We start from the raw sequence: 19,701 nt of genomic DNA on the forward strand, positions 1-19,701 counted from the left end.
CCCTATCTCAAATCACAAAACGCGCCACCGCCGCATTCAACCCCACCGCCAGGCGCGACAGTTCATGGGTGGCGTCGCTGGTCTGTTGCGCGCCGCTGGCGGACTGGGTCGCCAGGTCGCGGATGTTCATCAGGTTGCGATCCACTTCGCGAGAGACTTGGGCCTGTTCTTCGGAGGCGCTGGCAATGACCAGGTTGCGCTCGTTGATCTGGTGGATTGACTGAGTGATTTGCTCCAGCGCCACGCCAGCGGCCCGGGCCAGTTCCAGGGTGCTCTGGGTGCGCTGGTTGCTTTGCTGCATAGACTGCACGGCTTGGCCGGTGCCGTTCTGGATGCCCGCGACCATTTTTTCGATTTCCTGGGTCGATTGTGCGGTGCGATGGGCCAAGGCCCGGACTTCGTCGGCCACCACCGCGAAACCGCGTCCGGCCTCCCCGGCGCGGGCGGCTTCGATGGCCGCGTTGAGGGCCAGCAGGTTGGTCTGTTCGGCGATGGCGCGGATCACGTCCAGCACCTTGCCAATGTCGCGGCCCTGGACTGCCAAGCCCTCGATCATCGAGGCGGTGGCTTGCACATCGTGGGTCATGGTCTGGATCGCGTCGACGGTTTCCACCACCCGTGTACGGCCCTCATGGGCGGCCTGGGTCGACTGGTTCGACGCCTCGGAAGTCGACACGGCGTTGCGGGCGACTTCTTCGACGGCGGCGGTCATCTCATTGACGGCGGTGGCCGCCTGCTCGATTTCATTGTGCTGTTGTTGCAATCCCCGGGAAGATTCCTGGGTGACGGCGCTCAGCTCTTCGGCGGCGGCGCCCAGCTGGGTGGCGGAGCCGGCGATCTGCTCGATGGTCTGGCGCAGGCTGCCCTGCATCGCTGCGAGCGCCTGGAGCAACCGGGCGGGTTCGTCCTTGCCATCGTCGTCGATAACTGTGACCAGATTGCCTCCGGCGATGGTCCGGGCCGCTTCGAGGGCCCGGTTCAGGGGGGTGACGATGCTGCGAGTCAGCAAAAGGGCCAGTACCACGGTGGCGAGCGCGGCGATGACCGAGACGATGATGATGCCTGTGATTGCGCTGTCGTAGTGCTCGCCGGCCTTGGCCGATGCTTCGCCGGCGCCGGTTACGTTGATCGCGATGAGCTTGTTGAGTTGCTCACCCATCAGGTCGGTGCCTTCCTTGATCCGTGTATTGATGTGGGTACGCAGTTGATCGATTTTGTCCTGACGCGACAGCTCCAGCATTTCCTGCTGGGCCTGTAGGTATTTTTCAAGCGTTGCGGAAAAGGTTTTGTACAGTTCGGTTTCTTCCGCAGTAGCCGGCAACGCCGCATAGCTGTTGTTGGCCTTGTGCAGCTTTTCCACCAGCACGCCAATGCGAACCTCGGCCTCTTTCAGGCTGGCCGGGTCACGGTTCACCAATATGCGAAACGAGAGGATACGCATGCGCAGTACGTTTTCCATCACATTGGCGAGATAGCCAACGCTGGGGACCTGGGTCTGCTCCATGTCCAACGAAGCCTGGCGAATGACGGACATGCGATTGGCGGCGAACACGCCGAGCACAACGACCAATAGCGCAATGACGGCAAAGCCGAGAAAGGCTCGGGGGGCGATGTTCAAGCTACGTAGGGACATGGGAAGACCTCGGTGGTGGGTCGAGCGTCCATGCCGCCAGCGTATCGATTGGGATAATTGTGTGTACGCCTACCCCGTTATCGGCTGGGCTTGAGGCTTTTTGCAGGACGACGATGAAATATATTCCCGGCGTGTTCAATTGACGCCCCGCCCTCGCCCATGGTCTCCTGTGCGCCAGTTTGGGTGCCCTTCACAGGGTGAAACGGGAAACCGGTGAATCGTGTGCTTTACTTCAAGGCCACGTCAGTCCGGTGCTGCCCCCGCAACGGTAAGCGAGCGAAGCGTCGAATCCACTGTGCATGCGCATGGGAAGGTGACGCTTTCAGGCACGGCTCAGGCCCTGTCCCTCGTGAGCCCGGAGACCGGCCCATGACTCATTTTCAACAAACCCGCGGTGGGCGGGCGCTGTTCGAATCCCGGCGAGCCTTCGCCTGGGTTTTCATTGCGCTCGATCCGCCCGCTGACAGACCAGAGGGAAGCGCCATGTCGACCATCAGCAGCACCGCCCGCACCACCAGCACCACCGTCACCCTGAGCCAGCGACTGGGCGCGGCGGTCCTCGCCTCGATCCTCGGCGCGGGCCTGGTCTATTTCGCCGGTTTCTCCCACATCGAAGCGGTGCACAACGCAGCCCATGACACACGTCATAGCGCCGCGTTCCCGTGCCACTGAGTGCTGCCGACATGATCAAGCGTATCGCGCAAACCGCTGGTTTCAGCGGGCTCCTGGCCGCCCTGCTGTTGACCCTGCTGCAAAGTCTCTGGGTATCGCCGCTGATCCTCCAGGCGGAAACCTTCGAGAAGGCGCCGGCGACCGAGGTCCATGAACATGCCGCAGGGGCTGCACATACCCATGACGCCGAAGCCTGGGAGCCGGAAGACGGCTGGCAGCGCGTGCTGTCCACGACGGGCGGCAACCTTGTCGTCGCGGTGGGTTTCGCGCTGATGCTGGCGGGCCTGTACACCTTGCGCACGCCGACCCGTACATCCCAGGGATTGCTTTGGGGCCTGGCCGGCTACGCCACCTTCGTCCTGGCACCGACCCTCGGCCTGCCACCGGAATTGCCCGGCACGGCAGCGGCGGATCTGGCCCAGCGGCAGATGTGGTGGATCGGCACGGCAGCGTCCACGGCGGTGGGCATCGCGCTGATGGTCTTCGGTCGGCATTGGCTGTTGAAAGTGTTGGGCCTTGCGACCTTGCTGATTCCCCATGTCATCGGCGCACCGCAGCCGGACGTGCATTCCATGCTGGCCCCCGAGGCGCTGGAAACTGAATTCAAACTCGCCTCGCAATTGACCAACGTTGCATTCTGGCTCGCCTTGGGCCTGATCAGCGCCTGGCTGTTTCGCCGTGGCGCCCAGGCCCACCACGACGCATGAGCAACGGGCCGATCCTGGTGGTCGGCCTCGGCTGCCAGCGCGGTTGCCCGGCCAGTGCGTTGCGGGCATTGCTTGACCAGACCTTGCAGGCCCATGGCATTGCGCTCGATCACGTGCGGGCATTGGCCAGCATCGATCTCAAGCGTGACGAACCCGGGCTGTTGGAACTGGCCGGGCAATTGTCGTTACCGCTGACGTGCTTCAGTGCCGGGGAACTGGCTGGCTATCAAACACGGCTCAGCCATCTGTCCGAAATCGCCTTTGAGCGTACGGGCTGCCACGGCATCGCCGAAAGCGCCGCCCTGGCCCTGGCCGACCGATTGGGCACCTCCCCCGCGAGCTTGCTGGTTACCCGCCAGAAGGCTGCACAAGCCACGCTAGCATTGGCGGTTACCTCGTAACGCTTGATAATCGCCGCTGGAATCATGAGCGCTGCTCATGCACCCCCCACTCAACAGGAAACCGGTCATGACCGTCTTCTTCATCGGCGCCGGTCCCGGCGACCCGGAACTGATCACCGTCAAGGGCCAGCGGCTGATTCGCAGTTGCGCCGTGATCATCTACGCGGGCTCCCTGGTGCCGGCAGCCGTGCTGGACGGCCACTGCGCCGAACAAGTGATCAACAGTGCCGAGCTGCATCTGGAGCAGATTGTTGATCTGATCAAGACTGCCCACCTCAAAGGCCAGGACGTGGCGCGGGTGCACTCCGGCGATCCGAGCCTTTATGGCGCCATCGGCGAGCAGATCCGCTGCCTGCGGGAGCTGGACATTCCTTTCGAAATCATCCCCGGCGTAACCGCCACCTCAGCCTGCGCCGCCCTGCTGGGTGCCGAGTTGACCTTGCCGGACGTGTCGCAGAGCGTGATCCTGACCCGTTACGCGGACAAAACCGCAATGCCCACAGGGGAAGAGCTGGTCAGCCTGGCACAACACGGGGCGACCCTGTCGATTCACTTGGGGGTCAACCATCTGGAAAAGATAGTAGACGAGCTCCTGCCCCACTACGGCGCGGATTGTCCGATTGCGGTGATTCACCGGGCGACGTGGCCGGATCAGGATTGGGTGGTGGGGACGCTGGAGGACATCGCCGGGAAGGTACAGGCCAAGGGCTTCAGGCGTACGGCATTGATCCTGGTGGGACGCGTGCTGGGCAATGATGTGTTCAGCGAATCATCGCTGTACCGCGCCGGGCATGCGCATCTCTACAGACCTTGACCTGGCGGCAGCCCCGGATCCCTTGTGGGAGCGAGCTTGCTCGCGAAAGCGGTGGGTCAGCCAGCGATGATGCTGGATGGGCCGGCCCCTTCGCGGGTAAACCCGCTCCCACATTGATTAGCGGTGCCAACGGGAATCGCGATCACTGCCCGGAGCCCTTGTGGGAGCGAGCCTGCTCGCGAAAGCGGTGGGTCAGCCAGCGATGATGCTGGATGGGCCGGCCCCTTCGCGGGTAAACCCGCTCCCACATTGATTAGCGGTGCCAACGGGAATCGCGATCACTGCCCGGATCCCTTGTGGGAGCGAGCTTGCTCGCGAAAGCGGTGGGTCAGCCGGTGATGGTGCTGGATGAGTTGGCCCCTTCGCGAGCAGGCTCGCTCCCACATTGATTAGCGGTGCCAACGGGAATCGCGATCACTGCCCGGATCCCTTGTGGGAGCGAGCTTGCTCGCGAAAGCGGTGGGTCAGCCAGCGATGATGCTGGATGGGCCGGCCCCTTCGCGGGTAAACCCGCTCCCACATTGATTAGCGGTGCCAACGGGAATCGCGATCACTGCCCACATTGATTAGCGGTGCCGACGGGAATCGCGATCACTGCCCGGAGCCCACAGGACACGAACTGATCGCAGAAGCTTTTGTGGCGAGGGAGCTTGCTCCCGCTGGACCGCGAAGCGGTCCCCCGGCGACTCACGCGTCCATCACGGAGAACGCGGGGTTGCCTTGCGATTGCTACGCAATCGAGCGGGAGCAAGCTCCCTCGCCACAGTGTTTTGCGCGCAGCGAACACCTATCAGTAGTAGGCGTTTTCTTTCTGCGTGTGGTCGGTCACGTCGCGCACGCCCTTGAGTTCCGGGATGCGCTCGAGCAACGTGCGCTCGATGCCTTCCTTCAAGGTCACGTCGGCCTGGCCGCAGCCCTGGCAGCCGCCGCCGAACTGGAGCACGGCGATGCCATCTTCCACCACGTCGATCAGCGACACCTGGCCGCCGTGGCTGGCCAGCCCCGGGTTGATTTCGGTTTGCAGGTAATAGTTGATGCGCTCGTTGACCGGACTGTCGGCGTTGACCATCGGCACTTTCGCGTTCGGCGCCTTGATGGTCAGCTGGCCGCCCATGCGGTCGGTGGCGTAGTCGACCACCGCATCGTCCAGGAAAGCTTCGCTGAACGAGTCGATGTACGCGGTGAAGCTCTTGAGCCCCAGCGCGGTGTCTTCGGGTTTTTCTTCTCCCGGCTTGCAGTAGGCAATGCAGGTTTCAGCATACTGGGTGCCGGGCTGGGTGATGAAGATGCGGATCCCGATACCTGGGGTGTTCTGCTTGGACAGCAGGTCAGCCAGGTAATCGTGGGCGGCATCGGTAATGGTAATGGCGGTCATGGAAACTCCTCGCAGGCTTGCCGGCAGTTTACGCCAATCATCGCGCCGGACAAAGTCCCAGTATTTTTGTCAGGAAAGGACCCGGCGATGCAAGGGTGCATCGCCGAGCGCTTCGCTCACAGATTCTGGTAGCGATTCATGTCCAGCACGCCCGCTTCCATGGGGTCGGTCTCTTGAATGTATCGGCTCAGGTCGTGGAAATACTGCCAGAACTGCGGGTGACTGCGCCGAATCCCCCAGCGCTCGACAATCCGCTCGAACGCCGCCGCATCCGGCGCGCTTTCCATGGCATCGACGAACGCCGGCACCTGCCCGGCGGGTATGTTGAAGATGAAATTGGGGTAGCTGCTGAGCACGCCCGGGTAGACCGTCAGCGTGTCCAGGCCCGGCTGGTAACGGCTTTCTTCGCCCAGCAGGAACGCCACGTTGCTGTGGGCGCGGTTGCGCAGCAGGCTATAGACCTCACGGCGACCGCCAGCCGTTTCGATACGCAGCATCGTCGCTTCCGGCAACTGATCGATCACCTTCAGCCCCGCCGCCGGGCGCGACACCAGGCGGCTGAGGGCCTGCTCGGCGTTTTGCAGCGCCGGGTCGATATTCGGCCGCGAACAGTAGGCGCCTTCGCAGCGGTTGATGGGATCGGGACGGGCATTCAGCTCGCCATAGCGGGCCAGCAACTGCTGGGCGAAGTCAGCTTTCGGATCGTCCTCGTCGAGCTTGAGCGCCGTCGACTTGTCATCGTCGATGGCCTCGTAGTCGAGCCACATCTTGAATTTGCCGCCGGCCTGGTACCAGTCGTCGAGGTAGGCCTCACGGGAATCGGCCGGCATCAGGCGCAGGAAGTTCTGCTCCGCGCCGTTGCGGATCAGGTCGAAGTACAGCCGGGTCTGGGCCTGGTGGGAGACGTTGCCGAATACATCGAAATTCACCGCCAACTGATAATAGGTACGCTCCAGCAGCGGGAAGTCAAACAGCCACATCGTCTGCGGCACCTCCCCGATCAACCCTTTGGTGACCGAGGCACTGTCGAAATGCCGGAAGATACTTAACAGCGCGTTGTCATTACCGGCCCACAGCGTCGACCAGCTCGGCGCCGGCAGCTGCGCGTAACTGTCGCGACGCAGGGCTTCGTATTCGTTGCGCTTGTCCCGATAGTCGAGCCACAGGCTGACGACGCTGCCTACGTCATCGTTCTGCCCCGGCATCGCCAGCAGCGGCGTGGCCTGGCCGCGATAGTTCGGATCGGTGATGTAGAGGTCATGCTCGGGGGCCTGGAACAGCGCCCAGAAGTTGTCGCGAATCACGTCCGTGGCGATCTGGCCACGGCACACGGGACCGCGGATAAAGGTACGCACAAAGTACTCGGCGTTATCGAGCATGAACTGGTAGCGGGCCTGGGCCGGGATCGCTTCGAACGTGAAAAACGGATTCGCCCGGCGCTCCGGTCCATAACCCGGCAATGCGCTGACCTGCCAGTTGCCGCTGTAGAACAGGCTCTTGATTCGCGCCATTTTCGCCGCGCTCAAGCCGTAGGTAATGTGGGTCTTATGAACGATCACCCCTTGCACCGGCCAGAGCCGGTAATAAATGCGGGTGCCGGGGTCGTCGTTGGGACGGCGGGTGTTGATCAGGTCGATCGGCTGGCCAGTGGGCGTGCGCGAACGCACCCATTGGAAAAAATGCCCTGGTTCGCCGCCCTTGAAATAGACATGCGCCAGGAACCAGTGCTCGAACAGCCAACGCCCCACCAGGCTTTCCCGTGCGCCGGGCGCATTGAGCAGGTTTTCCCATTGCACCACTTGCAAGGCTTCGGCAGCGCTTGGCGCCAAGGCCTGCTGGTCAATAGGCGCGCCCGCGGCCAGCCAGCGCTGGAGCGTCTGGTACTGCGGGTCAGTCAGGCCAGTGACTGCCAGGGGCATGCCTTCCTTGGGGTGAGTGGCCGCATATTCGTTGAATTGCTCCGGCATCGGGCAACTGTTGTCGCGACTCAAGCCCAGCACGATGTCTTCCGGCAATTTGGCGTTGGGCTGCAAGGGCGTGCGGTGTCCGAGCTCCAGCATGCGAGCCATCAATGCGGCCTGGCTGCCCTGGGCATCGATCACCGAATAAAAGCCCTTGCGCTGCCAGGCTCGCTGGCCGGAGGCGTCATAGAACAAGCGGGTCGGGTCGGCGGCCTGGCGGCGCTCGCCGTCGTAGACCGGCACTTTGCTCGCCCCCCGAAGCGCGCCCTCGCCACTGCCAAGGTTCAACTGGCAGGCGGAGTCGTAGCAGGCATGGCAGGCCACGCACTTCTCCGTGAAGATCGGCTGGATGTCGCGGGTATAGGAAATTGCCGGAGTGGGATTCCCGGCGGCTGCGGTAAAAGAAAACAGCAGCAACAGACTGCCGAATAAGACGCGGTACGGCATGTCTCGGGTCCCTAAGAGATAATCCGGCGATTCTACCGGGCCAGCATCCCCTTGCAAACATGAGCGATATTCATGCAAAAGCCCACCATGCTCAAATCCTGCACAGGTTTGCTATCATTCCAGCCTTCGTAATGGTCTTTATTTCCAGGTAGTCCTATGTCCGATCGCAGCGCTCGCCTTTATCTTCTCCAGCAAGCCCTCAAGGAACGCATCCTGATCCTCGACGGCGGCATGGGCACGATGATCCAGAGCTACAAGCTTGAAGAACAGGACTACCGTGGCAAACGCTTCGCCGACTGGCCAAGCGACGTCAAGGGCAACAACGATTTGCTCGTGCTGACTCGCCCCGACGTCATCGGTGCCATTGAGAAGGCCTACCTGGATGCCGGCGCCGACATCCTCGAAACCAACACTTTCAACGCCACCCAGGTGTCCCAGGCTGACTACGGCATGCAGGGCCTGGCCTACGAGCTGAACCTGGAAGGCGCACGCCTGGCCCGCAAAGTGGCCGACGCCAAGACCCTGGAAACCCCGGACAAGCCGCGCTTCGTCGCCGGCGTGCTCGGCCCGACCAGCCGCACCTGCTCGCTGTCACCGGACGTGAACAACCCCGGCTACCGCAACGTGACCTTCGATGAGCTGGTGGAAAACTACACCGAGGCCACCAAGGGCCTGATCGAAGGCGGCGCGGACCTGATCCTGATCGAGACCATCTTCGACACGCTGAACGCCAAGGCGGCGATTTTCGCCGTGCAAAGCGTCTACGAAGAACTGGGCGTCGAGCTGCCGATCATGATTTCCGGCACCATCACCGACGCCTCCGGCCGTACCCTCTCCGGCCAGACCACCGAAGCCTTCTGGAACTCGGTGGCCCACGCCAAGCCGATCTCGGTCGGCCTGAACTGCGCCCTCGGCGCCAGCGAATTGCGTCCGTACCTGGAAGAACTCTCGAACAAGGCCAGCACCCACGTATCGGCCCACCCGAACGCCGGCCTGCCCAACGAATTCGGTGAATACGATGAATTGCCGGCGGACACCGCCAAGGTCATCGAAGAATTCGCCCAGAGCGGTTTCCTGAACATCGTCGGCGGCTGCTGCGGGACCACCCCGGCGCACATCGAAGCCATCGCCAAGGCCGTGGCCGGCTATGCGCCGCGGCAGATTCCGGAAATTCCCCGGGCGTGCCGCCTGTCGGGCCTGGAACCATTCACCATCGACCGCAGCTCGCTGTTCGTCAACGTCGGCGAGCGGACCAACATCACCGGCTCCGCCAAGTTCGCCCGGCTGATCCGCGAGGACAACTACACTGAAGCCTTGGAAGTTGCCCTGCAACAAGTCGAGGCCGGCGCCCAGGTGATCGACATCAACATGGACGAGGGCATGCTCGATTCGAAGAAGGCCATGGTGACCTTCCTCAATCTGATTGCCGGCGAGCCGGACATCTCTCGCGTGCCGATCATGATCGACTCCTCCAAGTGGGAAGTGATCGAAGCGGGCCTCAAGTGCATCCAGGGCAAGGGCATCGTCAACTCCATCAGCATGAAGGAAGGCGTCGAGCAGTTCATCCATCACGCCAAGCTGTGCAAGCGCTACGGCGCTGCGGTGGTGGTGATGGCCTTCGACGAAGCCGGCCAGGCCGACACCGAGGCGCGCAAGAAGGAAATCTGCAAGCGCTCCTACGACATCCTGGTCAACGAAGTCGGCTTCCCGCCGGAAGACATCATCTTCGACCCGAACATCTTCGCCGTCGCCACCGGCATCGAAGAGCACAACAACTATGCCGTGGACTTCATCAACGCCTGCGCCTACATCCGCGACGAACTGCCCTACGCGCTGACCTCCGGCGGCGTGTCCAACGTGTCCTTCTCGTTCCGTGGCAACAACCCGGTGCGCGAGGCGATCCACTCGGTGTTCCTGCTGTATGCAATCCGCGCGGGCCTGACCATGGGCATCGTCAACGCCGGCCAACTGGAGATCTACGACCAGATCCCGGTGGAACTGCGCGACGCGGTGGAAGACGTGATCCTCAACCGCACCCCCGAAGGCACCGACGCCCTGCTCGCCATCGCCGACAAGTACAAGGGCGACGGCAGCGTCAAGGAAGCGGAAACCGAGGAATGGCGCGGCTGGGAAGTGAACAAGCGCCTGGAGCATGCGCTGGTCAAGGGCATCACCACCCACATCGTCGAAGACACCGAGGAGTCGCGGCTGTCGTTCGCCCGGCCGATCGAGGTCATCGAAGGCCCGCTGATGGCCGGCATGAACATCGTTGGCGACCTGTTTGGCGCCGGCAAGATGTTCCTGCCCCAAGTGGTCAAGTCCGCCCGCGTGATGAAGCAGGCCGTGGCCCACCTGATCCCGTTCATCGAGGCGGAAAAAGGCGACAAGCCGGAAGCCAAGGGCAAGATCCTCATGGCCACGGTCAAGGGCGACGTGCATGACATCGGCAAGAACATCGTCGGCGTCGTGTTGGGGTGCAACGGCTATGACATCGTCGACTTGGGCGTGATGGTGCCAGCGGAGAAAATCCTCCAGGTGGCCAAGGAACAGAAGTGCGACATCATCGGCCTGTCCGGCCTGATCACCCCGTCCCTGGACGAAATGGTGCACGTGGCGCGGGAGATGCAGCGCCAGGACTTCCACCTGCCGCTGATGATTGGTGGCGCCACCACCTCCAAGGCCCACACGGCGGTGAAGATCGAGCCCAAGTACAGCAACGACGCGGTGATCTACGTCACCGACGCTTCGCGCGCCGTGGGCGTGGCAACCCAACTGTTGTCCAAAGAGCTGAAGCCGGCGTTCGTCGAGAAAACCCGCCAGGACTACATCGATGTGCGCGAACGCACCTCCAACCGCAGCGCCCGCACCGAACGCCTGAGCTACCCGGCGGCCGTGGCGAAGAAGCCGCAGTTCGACTGGAGCAGCTACCAGCCGGTCAAGCCGACCTTCACCGGCGCGCGGGTGCTGGACGACATCGACTTGAACGTCCTCGCCGAGTACATCGACTGGACGCCGTTCTTTATTTCCTGGGACCTGGCCGGCAAATACCCGCGCATCCTCACCGACGAAGTCGTCGGCGAAGCGGCCACCGCGCTGTACGCCGATGCCCGGGCGATGCTGCGCAAGCTGATCGACGAAAAGCTCATCAGCGCTCGCGCCGTGTTCGGCTTCTGGCCGGCCAACCAGGTGCATGACGACGACCTGGAAGTCTATGGCGACGATGGCAAGCCACTGGCGCGCCTTCATCACCTGCGCCAGCAGATCATCAAGACCGACGGCAAGCCGAACTTCTCCCTGGCCGACTTCGTCGCGCCGAAGGACAGCGGCATCACCGATTACGTCGGCGGCTTCATCACCACCGCCGGCATCGGCGCCGAAGAAGTCGCCAAGGCTTATCAAGAAGCTGGCGACGACTACAACTCGATCATGGTCAAGGCCCTGGCCGACCGCTTGGCCGAAGCCTGCGCCGAGTGGCTGCACCAGCAGGTGCGCAAGGAGCATTGGGGTTACGCCAAGGACGAGCGCCTGGACAACGAGGCGCTGATCAAGGAGCAATACACCGGCATCCGCCCTGCCCCTGGCTACCCGGCCTGCCCGGATCACACCGAGAAAGCCACCTTGTTCCGCCTGCTCGATCCCGAGGCCAGCGAAATGAAGGCCGGGCGCAGCGGCGTGTTCCTTACCGAGCACTACGCGATGTTCCCGGCAGCGGCGGTCAGCGGCTGGTACTTCGCCCATCCCCAGGCGCAGTATTTTGCCGTGGGCAAGATCGACAAGGATCAGGTGCAGAGCTACACCGCGCGCAAGGGCCAGGATTTGAGCGTGACCGAGCGTTGGTTGGCGCCGAATCTGGGTTACGACAACTAAGCGTCATTTGCTGTAAAAAAGATCGCAGGCTTCGCCAGCTCCTACAGGAACCCACCAACCCTGTAGATACCGTCTTAAGTCTCACCGGGCAAGCGCAAGTTTCGGGTCATATGGCAGTCCTGACTTGAGCACTCCGTAAACGAAGTGCAGCAGTTTGCGCATTGCCGCGCAGATGATTTGTTTGGGGGCCTTGCCGTTGGCCTCCAGGCGTTCTTTCATCGCCATGATCGCCTTATTGTGTTTCAGCGCCACCATGCCAGGCATGTAAAGGCCTGCACGAAGCCGTGCTGACCCGATTCTCGAAATTAGGGTATGACCTTTAAGCTTTCCTGATTCTTGCAGCTTGGGATTCAGCCCCGCAGCGGCGACCAATTGGCGAGGATCGCTGTATTTGCGCAAGTCGCCCAGTTCGGCTAGCAATCGCTCAAGCGTTTTTTGTCCGATACCGTCGATGGTTACGATCAGATCCCGCATCTGACGCATATCCGGGTCGTCATCGATGTGCTTTTTGATCGCCTTATGTGTTTCAACGATCTCTTTTTCGATATGGCGCAGAACGGAGTTGATCGAGTCTTTGACCTTTTCGTCAGACACGTCCAGACGATTAAGCTCCATTTGTTCCATTTCCTGAAGGTCATCCAGGCGGCGCACCATAGCTTTCAACTGGCGATACTTCAGTGGCTCAGGTGCCCATGGCTGAAGCTTCTGATCCTTTTCCCGGGCGAAGTCGGCGATGAGTTTGGCATCGCTTTTATCGGTCTTGATGCGGCGCAGCTCGCTGTCAGCGTACGCTTTGGTCGTAGCCGGGTTCACGACGCAGATTCGGAAGCCTTTGTTGTAAACGAACTCGGCGAGCTCCAAGTGGTAGACGCTGGTGGCTTCCATCACGATCAGGGCCGAACGCTCGACGTTTGTGTCTAGCCAAGCCTCAAACTCTTTAAAACCTTTTGGATTGTTGGCCAGCTTGGCCTTGGTTTTGTGCTTGCCGTTGGGCAGGTGTGTAGCGATATCAAAAGTGTTCTTTGCAACGTCGACGCCAACGAAACCAGACATGATCGTTTCTCCACTTGTTCCCTTTTGCGATCATCACGTCACTCGGTCCAACCTTGCGAATGCGGGCTCTAGCCGGAGGCGGGCCCAAGATACCGTGCGAACTGTACGAGTGAGTGTGGAGGGCTGGAGCACGATCTACATCACAGGCAAAAAGCCTAAGGAGCTGCGCGGCTTCCAAGTCCCTCCCTCGATGATCAGTCGAGAACTATCGCTCCTGACGGAGCGATAGTCGAGATACAAGGAGCTGCCGCAGGCTGCGATCTTTTGTCTATGCTTGTTCCAAACCCATGGCAGACGAGGGATTTATGGACGATCCAGTCGACAACAAACCGCCGACGCTCTTACAGATGATGCACAGCGTGCTCGCCGCCGCTTTCGGCGTGCAGAGCGGGAAGAACCGCGCCCGGGACTTCACCCATGGCAAGCCGAGTCACTTCGTGATATTGGGGATCGTGTTCACGGTGATCTTCGCGTTGACGCTGTTTGGCATCGTCAAGCTGGTGGTGCATCTGGCGGGGTTGTAACGCCCAGAACAACAGATGCCCCTGTGGGAGCGAGCTTGCTCGCGATAGCGGTGGTTCAGTCGATTCTGATGTTGACTGACTCACCGCTATCGCGAGCAAGCTCGCTCCCACAGTTGCTTATGTGGCTGATGGGAAATTATTGGTGACTGACCCAGAACACCGCCGTGCCCACCACCAGGATAATCAAGAACAAAATGGCCCAGGCATCAACGGTACTGTCGCTTTTCCTTGCTTTGGTCGGATTGCTCATTGCATCGCCTCTTGTCGGTTTTGTAGGTGATTGCATAGGGACTCGACCACAGTTAAGACGATGATTGCCCGCACGACAAATGTGGGTTAGGCAATAATCAATCTCATTAGTCGATTTGGTTCTTTACATATACTCAAACATCACTTTTGCGCATAACTCAAAACAGGTATCTTGCACCGGCTCCTGTAGGAGTGCGCGGCCGTGCGCGCAGAATTGCCGAGGCAGAACCCGATTTCAGCGAGCCAACCTGCAGCTGTTTCTGATCGGCCCAAGCCTGAGAACGAGACTTATATGTACGTATATGACGAGTACGATCAGCGGATCATCGAGGACCGCGTCAAGCAGTTCCGTGATCAGACCCGACGCTATCTGGCAGGCGAGCTGAGCGAAGAAGAATTCCGCCCTCTGCGCTTGCAGAATGGCCTGTATATCCAACGCTTCGCGCCGATGCTGCGCGTGGCGGTGCCCTATGGCCAGCTGACCTCGCGCCAGGTGCGCAAGCTGGCCCAGATTGCCCGCGACTATGACAAGGGCTACGCCCACATCAGTACCCGGCAGAACGTCCAGTACAACTGGCCGGCCCTGGAAGATGTGCCTGAGATCCTGGCCGAACTGGCCACCGTGCAGATGCACGCGATCCAGACCAGCGGCAACTGCCTGCGCAACGTCACCACCGACCAGTTCGCCGGCGTCGCGGCCGATGAGTTGATCGATCCACGTCCCTGGTGCGAAATCGTTCGCCAATGGACCACGTTCCACCCGGAATTCGCCTACCTGCCACGCAAGTTCAAGATCGCCATCAACGGCTCGAGCTCGGACCGCGCGGCCATCGAAGTCCATGACATCGGCCTGGAAGCGGTCTACAACGCCGCCGGCGAGCTGGGCTTCCGTGTGCTGGTGGGTGGCGGCCTGGGACGTACCCCGGTGGTTGGCGCATTCATCAACGAGTTCTTGCCGTGGCAGGACCTGCTGAGCTACCTCGACGCCATCCTGCGGGTGTACAACCGCTACGGCCGTCGAGACAACAAGTACAAGGCGCGGATCAAGATCCTGGTCAAGGCGCTCACGCCTGAAGTGTTCGCCGAAAAGGTCGAGGCCGAAATGGTCCACCTGCGCGGCGGCCAGACCACCCTGACCGAAGCCGAAGTGCATCGCGTCGCCAAGCACTTCGTCGACCCGGCCTATAAGGCCCTGGACAACCAGGACGCCGAGCTGGCCGCCCTCGACAAGGAGCACCCGGGTTTCGCCCGCTGGCGCACCCGTAACACCCTGGCCCACAAGAAGCCCGGCTATGTCGCCGTGACCCTGTCGCTGAAACCGACCGGCGTTGCGCCCGGCGACATCACCGACAAGCAACTGGACGCCGTCGCCGACCTGGCCGAGCGCTACAGCTTCGGCCAGCTGCGCACGTCCCACGAGCAGAACATCATCCTGGCGGACGTTGAACAGAGCCAATTGTTCACCCTGTGGGGCGAGTTGCGCGAACAAGGTTTCGCCACCCCGAACATCGGCCTGCTGACCGACATCATCTGCTGCCCGGGCGGTGATTTCTGCTCCTTGGCGAACGCCAAGTCGATCCCGATCGCCGAATCGATCCAGCGCCGCTTCGACGACCTGGACTACCTGTTCGACATCGGCGAGCTGGACCTGAACATTTCCGGTTGCATGAACGCCTGTGGTCACCACCACGTCGGCCACATCGGCATCCTCGGCGTGGACAAGAAAGGCGAAGAGTTCTACCAGGTCTCCCTCGGTGGCAGCGGCAGCCGCGACGCCAGCCTGGGCAAGATTCTCGGCCCGTCGTTTGCCCAGGATGACATGCCGGATGTGATCGAGAAGCTGATCGACGTGTACATCGAACAACGTACCGAAGACGAGCGTTTCATCGACACTTATCAACGTATCGGCATCGACCTCTTCAAGGAACGCGTCTATGCAGCGAATCATTAAGAACAACGAAGTCATCGACGAAACCTGGCACCTGTTGCCCAAGGACGCGACGCTCGATGGCATTTCCAACTGCGACGACCTGATCGTGCCCCTGGCCCTGTGGCGCGATCATGCCCACGCCCTCAAGGCCCGCGACGGCGGCCTGGGGGTGTGGCTGGACGCCGACGAGGAAGCGGAAGAAATCGGTGACGACGCCAACCAGTTGCAAGTCATCGCCCTGAACTTCCCGGCCTTCACCGATGGGCGCAGCTATTCCAACGCCCGCCTGCTGCGTGAACGCTATGGCTTCAAGGGTGAACTGCGAGCGATTGGCGACGTGCTGCGCGACCAGTTGTTCTACATGCGCCGCTGCGGCTTCGACGCCTTTGCCCTGCGTGCCGACAAAGATCCATATGAAGCCCTTGAAAGCCTCAAGGATTTCTCGGTGACTTATCAGGCCGCCACTGACGAGCCGCTGCCGCTGTTCCGTCGTCGCTGAAACCTGATGCATGAAAAAGCCCTGGACCGGGTGACCGGTCCAGGGCTTTTTTTGTCTCGTTCAACCTCAGATCCACTGTGGGAGCTTGCTCGCGATGGCCTGCGTGTAGGAGCTGCCGAGCGAAGCGAGGCTGCGATCTTTCCGAGGACACTTGAATCTCAAGCGAAAGATCAAAAGATCGCAGGCTTCGCCAGCTCCTACAGAGCCCAGCGGGAGCAAGCTGGAGCCATCAGCCCACAAGGTGGGCCCTCGAATTACCAGAACCGCTGCTGCGTCAACCGGCTCCACCAGCTGAGCAACACCCGATCCACCGAACCGCTCGCCGCCATGCCGATGCGCTCTTGCAGGCTTTTGCGTTCGGCGTAGTGCAGATGATAGAGCTCGGCGCCCTTGGCCCGTTCGGCCAGGTATTCATCGCTGGTCTTGAGTTCGTCCACCAAGCGCTTTTCCAGCGCGGCGACGCCGAGCCAGACCTCACCGGTGGCCACTTCGTCGATCGCCAGTTGCGGGCGATAGTTGGACACGAAGTTCTTGAACAACGCATGGGTAATGTCCAGGTCTTCCTGGAATTTCTCCCGGCCCTTCTCGGTGTTCTCGCCGAACACCGTCAACGTTCGCTTGTACTCACCGGCCGTCAGGACTTCGAAATCGATGTCGTGCTTCTTCAGCAAGCGGTTGACGTTGGGCAACTGGGCCACGACGCCGATGGAACCCAGGACGGCGAACGGAGCGCTGATGATCTTCTCGCCGATGCACGCCATCATGTAGCCGCCGCTGGCCGCCACCTTGTCGATGCACACCGTCAACGGCACGCCGGCCTGGCGGATCCGCGCCAGTTGCGACGAGGCCAGGCCGTAGCTGTGGACCATGCCGCCACCGCTTTCCAGGCGCAGGACCACTTCGTCCTTCGGGGTCGCCAGGGTCAGCAGCGCAGTGATTTCATGGCGCAGGCTTTCGGTGGCGGAAGCCTTGATGTCACCGTCGAAATCCAGCACGAACACCCGGGGCTTGGCCGCCGGCTTGTCTTTCTGCTTCTTCCCGGCCTTTTCAGCCTTGCCTTCGCGCTTGCGCAGGGCCTTGAGCTGGTCCTTGTCCAGCAGTGTCTGCTCCAGGCGCTCGCGCAACCCTTTGTAGAAATCGTTGAGCTTGCTGACCTGCAACTGCCCGGCCGACTTGCGCCGCCCCTTGCTGCGCAACGCAGCAAAACTGGCCATGACCACCAGGATGGCGATCACCAGCGTCACCGTCTTGGCCAGGAAACCGGCGTACTCGACAAAAAACTCCACAGCGACTCCTTAAATGCAATGCGCCACTGAACGCAGGCGCGTAACGCTGCCAGCATACCCATGCGCCTGCCCCGCTGCCAGCCATGAAACCCGCCGTTACCGTAACGCGGCTGAGACAGGACGGGCTGTAACGGTCATTTCAAACAAGCGTATGTTTTTTCATTGACACGCCAACGCCATCCTCATAACCTCGCCAAACCTTCAACGTACCGGGATGACGCGGACGTGGGCAGCATTTATCTGATTCGACATGGCCAGGCCTCCTTCGGCGCGGACGACTACGATGTCCTTTCGCCCAACGGCATACGCCAGGCGCAAGTGCTCGGCAGCCATCTGGCGGAGCTGGGTGTCGTGTTCGATCGCTGCCTCTCGGGCGAGCTGCGTCGCCAGCAGGACACTGCCACCGGCGCGCTGGGCCAGATGGCCGCTGCCGGGCTGCCGGTTCCCGAGCTGGAAATCGACGCCGCGTTCGACGAATTCGATGCCGACGCCGTGATCCGCGCCCTGCTGCCGGACATGCTTCCCCAGGAGCCCGAGGCGCTGCATATTCTGCGCAATGCCGCGCAGAACCGCGCCGAATTCCAGCGCATCTTCGCCTTGATCGTCGAGCGCTGGCTCAGCGGCCGCTATGACCCGCCCGGCCTCGAAAGCTGGCTGGGCTTCGTCGAACGAGTCCAGGCCGGCCTGCAGCGCATCCTGGAGCAAGCCGATAACACCCACAAGATCGCCGTGTTCACCTCCGGCGGCACCATCACCGCCCTGCTCCACCTGATTACCCAGATCCCGGCCCGACAGGCCTTCGAACTGAACTGGCAAATCGTCAACACCTCGCTCAACCACCTGAAATTCAGGGGCCGCGAGGTGGCCCTGGCTTCCTTCAACAGCCATGCCCACCTGCAACTGCTGAAGGCCCCGGACCTCATCACCTTTCGCTGAGTCCGGATTACTGTAGACCCTTGCTGTACCACCCAAATAAGGATCGAAACCATGACCTCCGTAGCCGACGCCGTACAAGCCATGAAAGCCAAGTTCAACCCAGCCGCCGCTGCCGGCCTGGACCTGGTATTCGGTTTCCGTATCGATGAAACCAAGAATTTCTCGCTGATCGTCAAGGACAGCACCTGTGAACTGCAGGAAGGTGAAAACCCGGACGCCCAGGTGACCCTGGTGATGGACGGCGAAACCCTGCAAGGCATCGTCGACGGCAGCACCGACGGCATGCAAGCGTTCATGGGCGGCAAGCTGCGCGCTGAAGGCGACATGATGCTGGCGATGAAACTGTCCGAGCTCTTCCCGTCCTGAGATCGGGTCGCGCCCTGGCTGTAATCAAATCCCGCCCTCGTGGCGGGATTTTTTGTTTCTCGCCTGAAACTCTTACAATGCCCGCATCACCCGCCTCGGCCTGAACATGGACATCGACCTCGCCCGTACCTTCCTTGAAATCGTCCGCCACGGCAGTCTCGCCGCAGCGGCGGAAAAGCTGCACGTCACCCAGACGGCGATCACCGCCCGGGTACAGAAGCTCGAAAGCCAGCTTGGCTGCGCACTGTTCGTGCGCAACCGCGCCGGCGCACGATTGACTGCCGATGGCGAAGCCTTTGTCGTCTACGCCAACCAGCTCGTGCAGACTTGGGAGGCCGCCCGCCGTGACTTGCCATTGCCCGAGGGCTATCGCAACGTCCTGCATCTCGGCGGCGAGGTCAGCTTGTGCAACCCGTTGATGCTCGCCTGGGCCGGCGAGCTGCGCCAGAAGATCCCCGGCCATGCCTTGCGCATGGACATCCGCGACGGTGAAAAACTGCTACAGCAATTGGAATTGGGGCTGCTGGATGCGGCCGTGGTGTATCAGCCCGAATATTGGCCGAGGCTGCAGGTCGAGCAGTTGCTGGAAGAAAAACTGATCCTGGTGCGCCTGGCCAGTCGCCCCGAACCCTACGTGTACATCGACTGGAGCGCCGACTTCCGCCGCCAGCACGACACGGCGCTGCCGGACAAGGCCAAGGCCGCCGTAACCTTCAATCTCGGGCCCCTGGCGCTGCAATACATCCTGGAGAACGGCGGCAGCGGCTATTTCCGCACCCGCGTCGTGCAGAGCTACCTGGACAGCGGCATTCTGGAGCGAGTGCCCAAGGCGCCGGAATTCAATTACCCGACCTACCTGGTGTATTCCAGGGACCGGGATTCGGCGGCATTGCAACAGGCGTTCGAGGTGTTGCGAGAGATCGTCAAGACCGGCAGCGATTGGTCCCAGCGCTGGGATCCGCTGGGCTGATGGATGGGTTG

Annotated in this window: 16 protein-coding genes, 1 pseudogene and 1 riboswitch; of the genes and pseudogenes, 11 read left to right on the plus strand and 6 right to left on the minus strand. The window is 61.5% G+C overall.

Features of this window, described 5'->3' with window-relative positions; translation table 11 throughout:
- Window positions 1-7: 7 nt before the first annotated feature.
- Window positions 8-871 carry a methyl-accepting chemotaxis protein gene (locus M8Q45_RS28625; RefSeq protein ID WP_502940565.1) on the minus strand — a complete coding sequence of 288 codons (864 nt, stop codon included), beginning with the start codon at window positions 869-871 and terminating at the stop codon, window positions 8-10.
- Window positions 863-1,633, minus strand: a pseudogene (locus M8Q45_RS28630) (MCP four helix bundle domain-containing protein); the annotation flags it as partial. The pseudogene M8Q45_RS28630 and the gene M8Q45_RS28625, both read right to left, overlap by 9 nt.
- A gap of 164 nt (window positions 1,634-1,797) precedes the next feature.
- A riboswitch (cobalamin riboswitch) is annotated at window positions 1,798-2,018 on the plus strand.
- Window positions 2,019-2,116: 98 nt separating this feature from the next.
- Here M8Q45_RS28630 and M8Q45_RS14300 point away from each other — a divergent pair.
- The 4 genes from M8Q45_RS14300 (at window position 2,117) to cobM (ending at window position 4,227) form a co-directional block, all read left to right on the plus strand.
- A complete protein-coding gene (locus M8Q45_RS14300; RefSeq protein WP_181290684.1) occupies window positions 2,117-2,305 on the plus strand; it encodes a CbtB domain-containing protein in 189 nt (62 codons plus the stop codon).
- An 11-nt stretch (window positions 2,306-2,316) separates the two neighbouring features.
- Window positions 2,317-3,012, plus strand: coding sequence for a CbtA family protein (locus M8Q45_RS14305; RefSeq protein ID WP_249875292.1), 696 nt, complete (start codon window positions 2,317-2,319; stop codon window positions 3,010-3,012).
- The gene (locus M8Q45_RS14310) at window positions 3,009-3,413 is read left to right on the plus strand and encodes a cobalamin biosynthesis protein (RefSeq protein WP_249875293.1); all 405 of its coding nucleotides are present in this window, start codon (window positions 3,009-3,011) and stop codon (window positions 3,411-3,413) included. Before M8Q45_RS14305 ends, M8Q45_RS14310 begins: the two co-directional genes overlap by 4 nt.
- A 67-nt stretch (window positions 3,414-3,480) precedes the next feature.
- Window positions 3,481-4,227, plus strand: coding sequence for a precorrin-4 C(11)-methyltransferase (cobM, locus tag M8Q45_RS14315; protein ID WP_249875294.1), 747 nt, complete (start codon window positions 3,481-3,483; stop codon window positions 4,225-4,227).
- A gap of 790 nt (window positions 4,228-5,017) precedes the next feature.
- On the opposite strand, the gene nfuA is transcribed toward cobM, so the two are convergent.
- Window positions 5,018-5,602 (minus strand): Fe-S biogenesis protein NfuA, encoded by a 585-nt coding sequence (gene nfuA, locus M8Q45_RS14320; protein WP_003182850.1) that lies wholly within the window; start codon window positions 5,600-5,602, stop codon window positions 5,018-5,020.
- Window positions 5,603-5,718: 116 nt separating this feature from the next.
- Window positions 5,719-8,010, minus strand: coding sequence for a fatty acid cis/trans isomerase (locus M8Q45_RS14325; protein ID WP_249875295.1), 2,292 nt, complete (start codon window positions 8,008-8,010; stop codon window positions 5,719-5,721).
- 156 nt (window positions 8,011-8,166) lie between these two features.
- Between M8Q45_RS14325 and metH the strand changes: the two genes are divergently transcribed.
- Window positions 8,167-11,877: a methionine synthase gene (gene metH / locus M8Q45_RS14330; protein ID WP_249875296.1), complete on the plus strand. Its 3,711-nt coding sequence runs from the start codon at window positions 8,167-8,169 to the stop codon at window positions 11,875-11,877.
- A gap of 81 nt (window positions 11,878-11,958) precedes the next feature.
- Here the strand turns inward: metH and M8Q45_RS14335 are convergent, their stop codons facing one another.
- Window positions 11,959-12,930, minus strand: a complete 972-nt coding sequence (locus M8Q45_RS14335; RefSeq protein ID WP_249873132.1) for an IS110 family RNA-guided transposase — start codon at window positions 12,928-12,930, stop codon at window positions 11,959-11,961.
- Window positions 12,931-13,235: 305 nt separating this feature from the next.
- Between M8Q45_RS14335 and M8Q45_RS14340 the strand changes: the two genes are divergently transcribed.
- The 3 genes from M8Q45_RS14340 (at window position 13,236) to M8Q45_RS14350 (ending at window position 16,132) form a co-directional block, all read left to right on the plus strand.
- Complete coding sequence (locus M8Q45_RS14340) at window positions 13,236-13,454, plus strand: DUF2970 domain-containing protein (RefSeq protein WP_207961873.1); 219 nt, start codon at window positions 13,236-13,238, stop codon at window positions 13,452-13,454.
- Window positions 13,455-13,995: 541 nt separating this feature from the next.
- Window positions 13,996-15,654: a nitrite/sulfite reductase gene (locus tag M8Q45_RS14345; protein ID WP_181290677.1), complete on the plus strand. Its 1,659-nt coding sequence runs from the start codon at window positions 13,996-13,998 to the stop codon at window positions 15,652-15,654.
- Window positions 15,638-16,132, plus strand: coding sequence for a DUF934 domain-containing protein (locus M8Q45_RS14350; protein WP_030137966.1), 495 nt, complete (start codon window positions 15,638-15,640; stop codon window positions 16,130-16,132). The genes M8Q45_RS14345 and M8Q45_RS14350 overlap by 17 nt, the downstream gene beginning before the upstream one ends.
- A gap of 254 nt (window positions 16,133-16,386) precedes the next feature.
- On the opposite strand, the gene sohB is transcribed toward M8Q45_RS14350, so the two are convergent.
- A complete protein-coding gene (gene sohB / locus M8Q45_RS14355; RefSeq protein ID WP_249875297.1) occupies window positions 16,387-17,418 on the minus strand; it encodes a protease SohB in 1,032 nt (343 codons plus the stop codon).
- 225 nt (window positions 17,419-17,643) lie between these two features.
- Here sohB and M8Q45_RS14360 point away from each other — a divergent pair, with 225 nt between their 5' ends.
- The 3 genes from M8Q45_RS14360 (at window position 17,644) to M8Q45_RS14370 (ending at window position 19,690) form a co-directional block, all read left to right on the plus strand.
- Entirely contained in the window at window positions 17,644-18,354 is a 711-nt protein-coding gene (locus M8Q45_RS14360) for a histidine phosphatase family protein (RefSeq protein WP_249875298.1), read from the plus strand.
- 51 nt (window positions 18,355-18,405) lie between these two features.
- Window positions 18,406-18,720, plus strand: coding sequence for an SCP2 sterol-binding domain-containing protein (locus M8Q45_RS14365; protein ID WP_030137963.1), 315 nt, complete (start codon window positions 18,406-18,408; stop codon window positions 18,718-18,720).
- A gap of 106 nt (window positions 18,721-18,826) precedes the next feature.
- On the plus strand, window positions 18,827-19,690 hold the full coding sequence (locus tag M8Q45_RS14370; RefSeq protein WP_249875299.1) for a LysR family transcriptional regulator: 864 nt from the start codon (window positions 18,827-18,829) through the stop codon (window positions 19,688-19,690).
- The last annotated feature ends 11 nt before the right edge of the window (window positions 19,691-19,701 follow it).

This window comes from Pseudomonas sp. T1.Ur (assembly GCF_023516725.1).
In the GTDB taxonomy this organism is placed as follows: Bacteria; Pseudomonadota; Gammaproteobacteria; order Pseudomonadales; family Pseudomonadaceae; genus Aquipseudomonas; species Aquipseudomonas alvandae.